Source organism: Microcystis sp. LSC13-02 (assembly GCA_002282935.1).
GTDB lineage: Bacteria > Cyanobacteriota > Cyanobacteriia > Cyanobacteriales > Microcystaceae > Microcystis.
In genome coordinates this window covers 1-8,569 of the sequence record MTBT01000138.1, presented here as the reverse complement: position 1 = coordinate 8,569, position 8,569 = coordinate 1, and the positions used below count along the sequence as shown (strand labels likewise).

9 protein-coding genes are annotated in these 8,569 nt (G+C 44.7%); 6 read left to right on the top strand and 3 right to left on the bottom strand.

Annotation, left to right across the window (positions count from 1 at the left end):
• The first annotated feature begins 90 nt into the window (after nucleotides 1–90).
• A complete protein-coding gene (locus BGL89_RS08370; RefSeq protein WP_286825317.1) occupies nucleotides 91–1,518 on the top strand; it encodes a cytochrome ubiquinol oxidase subunit I in 1,428 nt (475 codons plus the stop codon).
• A gap of 8 nt (nucleotides 1,519–1,526) precedes the next feature.
• Nucleotides 1,527–2,540, top strand: coding sequence for a cytochrome d ubiquinol oxidase subunit II (gene cydB / locus BGL89_RS08365; RefSeq protein ID WP_286825316.1), 1,014 nt, complete (start codon nucleotides 1,527–1,529; stop codon nucleotides 2,538–2,540).
• A gap of 81 nt (nucleotides 2,541–2,621) precedes the next feature.
• Here the strand turns inward: cydB and BGL89_RS08360 are convergent, their stop codons facing one another.
• Both BGL89_RS08360 and BGL89_RS08355 read right to left on the bottom strand, forming a co-directional pair.
• Complete coding sequence (locus tag BGL89_RS08360; protein ID WP_286825315.1) at nucleotides 2,622–3,116, bottom strand: phosphoribosyltransferase; 495 nt, start codon at nucleotides 3,114–3,116, stop codon at nucleotides 2,622–2,624.
• A 22-nt stretch (nucleotides 3,117–3,138) separates the two neighbouring features.
• A complete protein-coding gene (locus BGL89_RS08355) occupies nucleotides 3,139–3,372 on the bottom strand; it encodes a hypothetical protein (protein ID WP_002771307.1) in 234 nt (77 codons plus the stop codon).
• An 80-nt stretch (nucleotides 3,373–3,452) separates the two neighbouring features.
• Here BGL89_RS08355 and BGL89_RS08350 point away from each other — a divergent pair, with 80 nt between their 5' ends.
• From BGL89_RS08350 to BGL89_RS08335, 4 genes are all read left to right on the top strand, one after another.
• Entirely contained in the window at nucleotides 3,453–4,142 is a 690-nt protein-coding gene (locus tag BGL89_RS08350; protein WP_286825314.1) for a lecithin retinol acyltransferase family protein, read from the top strand.
• Between the two features lie 90 nt (nucleotides 4,143–4,232).
• Nucleotides 4,233–4,469, top strand: a complete 237-nt coding sequence (locus BGL89_RS08345) for a hypothetical protein (protein WP_041804354.1) — start codon at nucleotides 4,233–4,235, stop codon at nucleotides 4,467–4,469.
• Between the two features lie 82 nt (nucleotides 4,470–4,551).
• Complete coding sequence (locus BGL89_RS08340) at nucleotides 4,552–5,715, top strand: GuaB3 family IMP dehydrogenase-related protein (protein WP_286825313.1); 1,164 nt, start codon at nucleotides 4,552–4,554, stop codon at nucleotides 5,713–5,715.
• A 194-nt stretch (nucleotides 5,716–5,909) separates the two neighbouring features.
• Nucleotides 5,910–6,251 carry a DUF760 domain-containing protein gene (locus BGL89_RS08335; protein ID WP_002796237.1) on the top strand — a complete coding sequence of 114 codons (342 nt, stop codon included), beginning with the start codon at nucleotides 5,910–5,912 and terminating at the stop codon, nucleotides 6,249–6,251.
• Between the two features lie 167 nt (nucleotides 6,252–6,418).
• Here the strand turns inward: BGL89_RS08335 and BGL89_RS08330 are convergent, their stop codons facing one another.
• On the bottom strand, nucleotides 6,419–8,272 hold the full coding sequence (locus BGL89_RS08330; protein ID WP_286825312.1) for a hypothetical protein: 1,854 nt from the start codon (nucleotides 8,270–8,272) through the stop codon (nucleotides 6,419–6,421).
• Between the last annotated feature and the right edge of the window lie 297 nt (nucleotides 8,273–8,569).

Sequence of the window (8,569 nt, the reverse complement as noted above, 5' to 3'; positions counted from 1 at the left end):
GTGCAACCCTGGAAGTTCTTAAGTGCTATATTAAAGATCAAGAAAAGCCGTCGTAAAACGACGGGGTTTTAACCCAAATTTTCGATAATCATGGATTTACTTGCCAATCCCGTCGCTTTGTCGAGGATACAATTCGCCCTTACCGCTATTTTCCATATGCTTTGGCCGGTGTTAACCACTGGTATGGGCATTTATCTAGTTATTGTCGAAGGATTATGGCTAAAAACCCGCAATCCTGACTACTATCATCACGCTCGCTTCTGGTCAAAACTCTACATTCTCAATTTCGGCATTGGAGTTGCTTCTGGTTTACCCATGGCTTTTCAGTTTGGCATGAATTGGGCGCCTTTTTCGGAAGCAGTGGGGGACTTTTTCGGAACTATCCTCGGTTTCGAGGCAACCATGGCCTTTATGCTAGAGGCTAGTTTTCTGGGAATTATGCTGTTTGGTTGGGGACGAGTTCCCCCGTTAATTCACTTCCTGGCGACAATTCTCGTCGCTTTTGGGGCTAATCTTTCCACTTTCTGGATTTTAACCGCTAATTCTTGGCTGCAAACCCCTGCTGGCGGCATTTTCGTGGATGGTAAATTTATCGTTCAAGATTACCTACAAGCGATTCTCAATCCCTTCATGGTTAATAGTTTCCTGCATATGTTTTTCGCTACTCTGGAAACTTCTCTTTTCGTCATTGGTGGGATTAGTGCTTGGTATTTGCTCAATAAACGTCACATTAGCTTTTTTAGTCGTTCTCTCAAAATTATTCTTACTCTAGCGATTGTTATCGCTCCCTTGCAAATTTTTGTCGGTCATCTTAGTGCCGAACAAGTGTATCACTATCAACCGGCTAAATTAGCCGCCATGGAAGCGCAATGGGAAACCATTCCCGCAGGAGAAACTGCCGGTTGGAGTTTGGTCGCTTTACCCAAGGATAAAGCGGAGACAAATAGCTGGGAAGTGAAGATTCCTAACGCCTTGGGTTATCTTTTGGAGTTAAAACCCAAGTTATCGGAACCTGTTCTCGGCTTAAAAACGTGGAAATACGAAGATAGACCGCACATGGTGGGGCTAATCTATTATTCCTTCCGGATTATGGTCGCTATCGGTCTTTTTCTTGCGTCTTTAATGACTGTAACTGTCGGGCAATGGCTGCGCGGTCAATTATCTAACGAAAAAATCGACAGTCAAAAATGGTTACTACGCGCTTGGGTTTTTGCTGCCCCCCTGGGTTATCTTGCGGTGGAAACCGGTTGGATTGTCCGTTGTGTCGGTCGTCAACCCTGGACAGTTTACAATCAAATCCGGACGGTGGATGCAGCTTCTCATCTACCTGCGGGCGAGATTTTAACCTCTTTAATCGGAATTACGGCGATTTATGTGGTTTTCTTGGTTTCTGCTCTCTATTTCGGCAGTCGTATTATCCGTCAGGGACCAAATCTTAACTTACCACTGCCGGGGACTCAAGAGGAAAAAGTGACCTCACCAGAACTAAATCCTCGTTCCCTAGAAGCGCAACAATAGGAGGAACTATGGAACCTTTACAGTATTTTCTGCCACAAATTTGGTTTTTGATTCTGGGATTATTTCTATTTCTCTACGTCCTTCTCGATGGTTTTGACTTGGGGGTGGGAATTCTTTCCCTGACTTCCTCTTCCGAGAAGCGTCGCAGTATTTTAATGACCAGCTTGGGCAATGTTTGGGATGCTAACGAAACTTGGATTGTCTTGATGGGGGGTTCCCTGTTTGGGGCGTTTCCCCTAGCTTACGGGACAATTTTAAACGCTTTATACCTGCCTGCTGTGATTATGGTGGTGGGGCTATTATTTCGGGCTGTTTCCTTCGAGTTTCGTGAACATTCTCGCCAGAAATTGTTCTGGAATTATGCCTTCGGACTCGGCAGTTTTTTGGCCGCTTTGGGGCAAGGATTCGCCCTCGGTGCGGTTTTTGAGGGCATTAAAGTGGATGAATTGGGTCATTTTGCCGGCGGCCCCTTTGATTGGTTAACATGGCGATCGATTCTAGTGTCTCTAACTTTAATCCAAGCTTATGTTTTAGTGGGTTCCACTTACCTAATTCTGAAAACTACGGGTAATTTACAGGAAGTTCACTATAAAACGGCAAAAATTGCCGCTATTACCACTTTTATCGGTGCTGTCTTTATCACCATCAGTACGCCGCTGCTTTCTGACCATATCCGTCAGCGTTTATTTGATCCTCGACTAATTTACATCTTTATCCTCATCCCGATTTTAGCTGTGCTGTTACTGGGTTTATTACTGCGGAGTTTGCAACTAAAGGAAGAAAACACCCCCATGGTCTGGACAGTATTGCTGTTTATGCTCTCTTTTCTCGGTTTGGGATTGTTGATTTTTCCCGATATTATTCCCCCGTCAGTGACAATTTATCAAGCGGCGGCCGCCCCTAGTTCTTTGGTGTTTATGCTGACTTTTGTGGGTTTTTTAATCCCAATTTTACTAGCCTATACAGTTTATAACTACATCGTTTTTCGGGGCAAAATTACTGCTGAATCCTACGGAGAATAGATGGCGTTGCCGATTTCAGACATGAATCTTCTTTGGTGGGATTTTTAAGGGGAAACTCTCTAAGCTGTTGGTAAACTGAATTTATTCTAGGAGGTCTTTGGGTGTAATTAACTCGTAACGCTCGAAGGGTTGATGAATCCAAGGATTATCGGGGTAGTATTCCACATAATAGTCAGGTTTGATTCTTGATGCTGCTTTGTACCAGATAACCGCAGTTTTGATATTGGTAATCCCGTATTTTTCCTGTAACAAAATCGAGGTTTTTTGGAGGGTAATTCCCGAATCGACTAAATCATCCACTAATAACAAGGGACTCTTTAATTTGGTTTCGATCATGGCTAAATTCGAGGAAATAGTTAATTCTCCCCGAATTTGATGATTTTGCCCCCCGTAGGAAGCAGCGTAGAGAATGGCTAGGGGTTGACGAAAAAGACGACAGAGAATGTCACCGACGCGCAATCCTCCCTTAGCTAAACAGACAATCTGAGCAAATTGCCAACCAGAACGATCGATTTTTACTGCTAATTTTTCGATCAGACGATGGTATTCATCCCAAGAAACATAAACATCGGCCATATTTTCGATTCTCGATTCAGAATTACTTATTTTCGGCAGGTCGATCACTACTCCAGGCCCACCAAACTCGATCGCATTGACAATGATAGAATTCCTGCCATTTACGTCGAGAATCTTCTCCTAAAACGGGAGCGCGGCGATTGATCCAAACGGCCTGAGCTTCTTTAGCTTTTGCCCCACAGTAAGGACAACAAAAATTGTAGGCGTGAACAGCATTCTCTGTCCAGTCAGGGGGAAAGGGACTAAAAGCATCCATAATCTCTAAAATATAAGATTAATAACTAGAAAAACTGGGTCAATAGATAATCTCCTTGTTTACTTTATCACTAAAAAAATATGGCTAAAGGGGATCAAATATACGCTTATCGGCAATTGCTCAATCTTCAGGGTGTTTATGCTCATCATGGCATCGATTGCGGTGATGGTAGCGTCATTCATTACCGAAAACCGAGCGAGATTGTCGAACGAACTTCCCTAGAAACTTTTGCTAGGGGCGGTAAAATCTATGTGGTGCGCCATGTAGAGGTGGGATTTTCCTTTATCCCCGATGTGGTGGTCGAAAGGGCGCTAAGTCGTCTGGGGGAGCAGAAATATAATCTTCTTTTTAACAACTGCGAACATTTTGCCACTTGGTGTAAGACTGGTATTAGCAAAAGTCAACAGATAGAAGAATTTATCCCGATTATTACCCATTTACAAGCGGTGGGACTCTATGAACCTCTGAAAAAATCCCTAATCGGAGCCGACCCCAACAATGCCCAAACCCTGTTAAAAGGGGCTTTAAGCAATCTTAAGGTTAGTTGGGATGAAATTCACCCCCAGTACAAAAAAGCCATTCAAGAAGCAGAAACATGGAATCGAGTAGCGATCGAAGCTTTAAGCAGAAATCGCGATGATTTAGCCCGGGAAGCCCTGAAACGCAAGGTAGAAGCCAAAAAACAGGCAAAACGCCATCAGGAACAATTGGATCAACTAGCGGCTATGACCGAAAATGTGCTTAAAAGTCTGGTGATTGCTAACGGTTAGTCTGGATGTCAGTAAACTGTTCAGTATCTAAACCTATGCCAATTGCCTCGGTTGATTCCTATTCAAATCAGGTAATTTTAGTTGCTCGCCATGGAAATCTGGATTATTTTACGTTTTTCAATCGCCGCTGCCATTATCGCTTTAGTTTGCTGGTCTTTAGCCAGTGCCGTGCGCGATAGTTGGCAAGTTGCCCGACGAATGCACTCCATCCCTTGCTCCCACTGCCGCTACTTTACCAACGATTATCGCCTCAAATGTAGTGTACAACCCAGGAGCGCCAACACCGAACAAGCGATCGACTGCGGCGATTATTTTCCCAGGGCCTAGTCAGCAATAATACCGAAAAGCTGTTCGAGATGGTGCGAAATTTGCTAGTCTAGGCTAAATAGGTCTGAAATAGTATAGAAACGTGGATACAATTATTGGTCGGGGCAAAACAGCCCGTAGAGCTTACGGTATCGATGAAATCGCACTTGTACCCGGAGTGCGAACCCTCGATCCTAGTTTAGCCGATACCCGTTGGTCTCTCGGCAATATCGAGCGGGAAATCCCGATTATCGCCAGCGCTATGGATGGGGTGGTGGATACTAAAATGGCTGTCCTTCTCTCCGAGTTGGGGGCGCTAGGGGTACTAAACCTCGAAGGAATTCAAACCCGTTACGAAGATCCTAACCCGATTCTCGATCGCATTACCGCAGTCGGCAAATCAGAATTCGTCGGTTTAATGCAGGAACTCTACGCAGAACCGATTAAACCGCAACTAATCGAGCTTCGTATCCAAGAAATTCAAGAAAAAGGCGGTATTGCGGCAGTTAGCCTCACCCCTGCCGGTGCCGTCAAATACGGTGCTATTGTTGCCCAAGCAGCGGCCGATATTCTCTTTGTCCAAGCAACCGTTGTTTCCACTGCCCATTTATCCCCGGAAGCTATCACCCCCCTCGATTTAGTACAACTGTGCCAAGAAATGCCCATTCCCGTGGTTTTGGGCAACTGCGTCACCTACGAAGTCGCCCAAAACCTGATGAAAACCGGGGCAGCCGGGGTTTTGGTCGGTATCGGTCCCGGGGCTGCCTGTACTTCTCGCGGCGTTTTAGGGGTGGGAGTTCCCCAAGCCACTGCTGTGGCCGATTGTGCCGCCGCTAGGGACGATTTTTTCCAAGAAACCGGTAAATACGTCCCCGTTATTGCCGATGGCGGCATTATTACCGGCGGTGATATCTGCAAATGTATCGCCTGTGGCGCCGATGCGGTGATGATTGGTTCTCCCATTGCCCGGTCCGTGGAGGCCCCTGGCCGCGGTTTTCACTGGGGTATGGCCACACCTAGCCTAGTTCTACCCCGGGGGACCCGAATTAGCGTGGGCAGTACGGGAACTATTGCCGAAATCCTCGTTGGACCGGCAAAATTAGATGATGGTACTCATAACCTCTTGGGGGCGCTGAAAACCAGTATGGGAACTTTGGGTGCTAAGAACTTAAAGGAAATGCAACAGGTGGAAGTGGTGATTGCCCCCTCGCTGCTGACGGAGGGGAAAGTCTATCAAAAGGCCCAGCAGTTAGGTATGGGTAAATAAAAGTTATCAGTGAACAGTGATCGGTTATCTGCTTCTCGGGGCAGTTTTTGATTTTTGCCGGAGATGGATTTTCTCCTTGGAATTACCATCACCTTCAGGTTCGGTTCTACCGAACCCCACTATCTCAAAAAACTGTTAAATTGGAAGAACCAAAAAGGATAGTTTATAAAAAAATTGAGTTAAGGAGATCAAAGGTGTATAGAGAAAACGATCGCCCTCACAATTTATTCGGTACCGATAGTGAATTTTCCGAGAGTTTGTGGCAGTATGTCCAGACCTTAAGTCCGGAGACAATCGCCCAACTCTCGAAACCGGAGTCCCAAGAGGTTTTCCAAGTGATGGAACGCAACATTATCGGACTTTTGGGCAACCTTCCTTCGGAACATTTCGGGGTCACTATCAGTACCAGTCGCGAACATCTGGGCCGGTTATTGGCCTCAGCAATGATGAGTGGTTACTTTCTCCGCAATGCTGAACAGAGAATGAATTTTGAAAAATCCCTCGCTAGTCTCCAGAGCGGTTCTAGCGATGTTTAAGGTTTAGCGGTAGTTAGTTTGAAAGGGAAAAAGAAGCAATCGGCAATCAGCTATCAGTTGTCCATTTTTAGTTGTCTTTTATCTGACTAATAACTGATAACTGATAACTGATGACTGATAACTGATGACTGATAACTGATGACTGATAACTGATGACTGATAACTGATTAAAGACAGTTTTGCTGCCAGAGTAGTTCTTTTTCGATTCCCTGTTTTTCTCCGGGGGGGACAGTCCTTTCCCGCATAATATAAAGTCGCAGGGATTTAATCTGTTGATCACTACCGTGCTGCTGATTCCAGTTTTGACAGAGATACTGACCAAACTCTCCATAAACTGACCCACCGATAGATCGATTAAGATTAATAAAATACTGTCGCCACTGCATGGTTTTATACAAATGATTGCGATCGCTTTCAGTGGGTTTATCCCAAATTACCGGCTGTCCTTCTCTAAATATATCTACCGTGGAACCATCGGCTAATTGACTGACTGCCACAAACCAAGCATCATCGCGAGGGGGGGAAGGGGCAAAAATAGTCCAATACTGGTCTAAACGGGTAACTTTTGCCAGAATATCAATTGTATTGAAAGTACGACGGGTGAGCAAGCGATCGAGGGACTGAATTAAAGGTGTATTTAAATCGCCTCTAATGGCCGATTGCCGGACAAAACTGCGTAAATTCCAGATACTGGTCAACAATAAGAAGAAAATTACCAAAATATTTAAAGGTAAAGAGGATTTAATCGTCAGGGGACGAAACTTGAAAGGTTTGGTGAAATTGCCCATAAAACGACGATGGGAGGCAATCCACTCATAAATTCTCGTTCCCAGGGCCATAAGGGGCGGTAAACGCAAAATTGGCGCTAAAAACCAGAAAATTGGCGAAAGACTGACAATATAAACCACTGCTGACCATTTAAACTGCCGTTTTCCCTGCCAATCTTCCACCACCCAAGAATTTTGGGCCACCATATCCTCGTATATTGAGGGGTTATCCTGAGCGACTAACAGGGGAGTGCCGGGTAAAATGAGAAAAGTGCGGAGAAGATGAACAACTTTTTTGCAAAATCCACAATCTCGATCATAATTAATCCTTAAACCTTCTCTTTCTGGGTTTCTCATCCGTTTTTGTCCCCAATCCCAGACTAAGCTAGGGATAATCGGCAACCAATGGGTAACACTCAAAAACGGGAAAATTCCCAGATGAAAACTGAGACCAAAACCGATATGTAAGAGAATAAACGAGAGAATAGCGACTATTTTAAAGAGACTATTGCGAAAGGGAATAAAAATTAGCAGTGGACCCACCCATTCAAAGATTAACGCTGAAAAGGTGAGGATTTCTAGTAATTGTGGCGGTAAAGATAGTAAAAAACCGGCAAAAGCAGTACCGTATTGATCGTAACTGAGAGAGTAATAAACAGCCGTACCGTCGGGCCACCAAGTCTCACTTTTGGTTTTAAAGGCCGCTGACCACATATAGATGTAACACACCTGTATCATAAAAGCGACCGTGGCAGCCGAAACCACACGCTTGGGTAAGGGGTTGGGATTGGTGTTTAAGGCACTTTCCACGGAATAACAGGCACCAAGGGGTAAAAACATCGCCCAGAATAATACTGCCCGGATTACGTCATCGGCGGCAAATAGTAACAGGGGGTTGCGATGATGTAAAGAGACGATTAGCGCCCAAGTGGCGATCGTGGCTAAACGGGTATGATAGCCAATTAAAAGCAATAATGCGATCGCTATAGCGACAATAAACAGGATACTCTGCACCAGCACCGAGTCACTGAGAGCAAAAATAGACCAGTAAAAAGGACTAGCAGAGACTTTCGATAAGCTTCCTAGGGGTAAAACCCCTAGTTCGCTGTAATGGGCAGTTACTTGGCTAAAACGAACCGATAAATCTACTAAAACTACTAACGCCAAGGCAATGCGAAATAAAGCCAGCGATCGCAGGTCAAACCCGAAAATCTCTGCCAGTCTTTGTCTAAATGATTTTGCCATTATCGCCATAGGATGATGATTCCCTCCACTTCTTCAATAAACCTACTTTATAGCAAGTAAAAAGGCAAAAGACAAAAGAAAGCTGTCAGTATTCTCCGAGTCAGGACTCATCGTTGGCTCAATTTTTCGGGAGTGAAGGAGTAAAATCGGTTGAAAGACTTGCCCCGTAAGGAGTAGAGCGAAACCAGCGACTTCACTAGACCTCTTGCATAATTTTGGGCTCTTCGGTAATTGTTATGCAAATAATTAACTTAAAATAAAATTCGATGAGAGTGCCTACGCCTAAAAGTAGCTGAAATCTATACA

Excerpts from the sequence above, each read along its gene's own strand:
- BGL89_RS08370 (WP_286825317.1), top strand. The coding sequence starts at position 91 with ATGGATTTACTTGCCAATCCCGTCGCTTTGTCGAGGATACAATTCGCC.
- cydB (WP_286825316.1), top strand. The coding sequence starts at position 1,527 with ATGGAACCTTTACAGTATTTTCTGCCACAAATTTGGTTTTTGATTCTG.
- BGL89_RS08345 (WP_041804354.1), top strand. The coding sequence starts at position 4,233 with ATGGAAATCTGGATTATTTTACGTTTTTCAATCGCCGCTGCCATTATC.
- BGL89_RS08330 (WP_286825312.1), bottom strand. The coding sequence starts at position 8,272 with ATGGCGATAATGGCAAAATCATTTAGACAAAGACTGGCAGAGATTTTC.
- BGL89_RS08350 (WP_286825314.1), top strand. The coding sequence starts at position 3,453 with ATGGCTAAAGGGGATCAAATATACGCTTATCGGCAATTGCTCAATCTT.
- BGL89_RS08360 (WP_286825315.1), bottom strand. The coding sequence starts at position 3,116 with ATGGCCGATGTTTATGTTTCTTGGGATGAATACCATCGTCTGATCGAA.
- BGL89_RS08355 (WP_002771307.1), bottom strand. The coding sequence starts at position 3,372 with ATGGATGCTTTTAGTCCCTTTCCCCCTGACTGGACAGAGAATGCTGTT.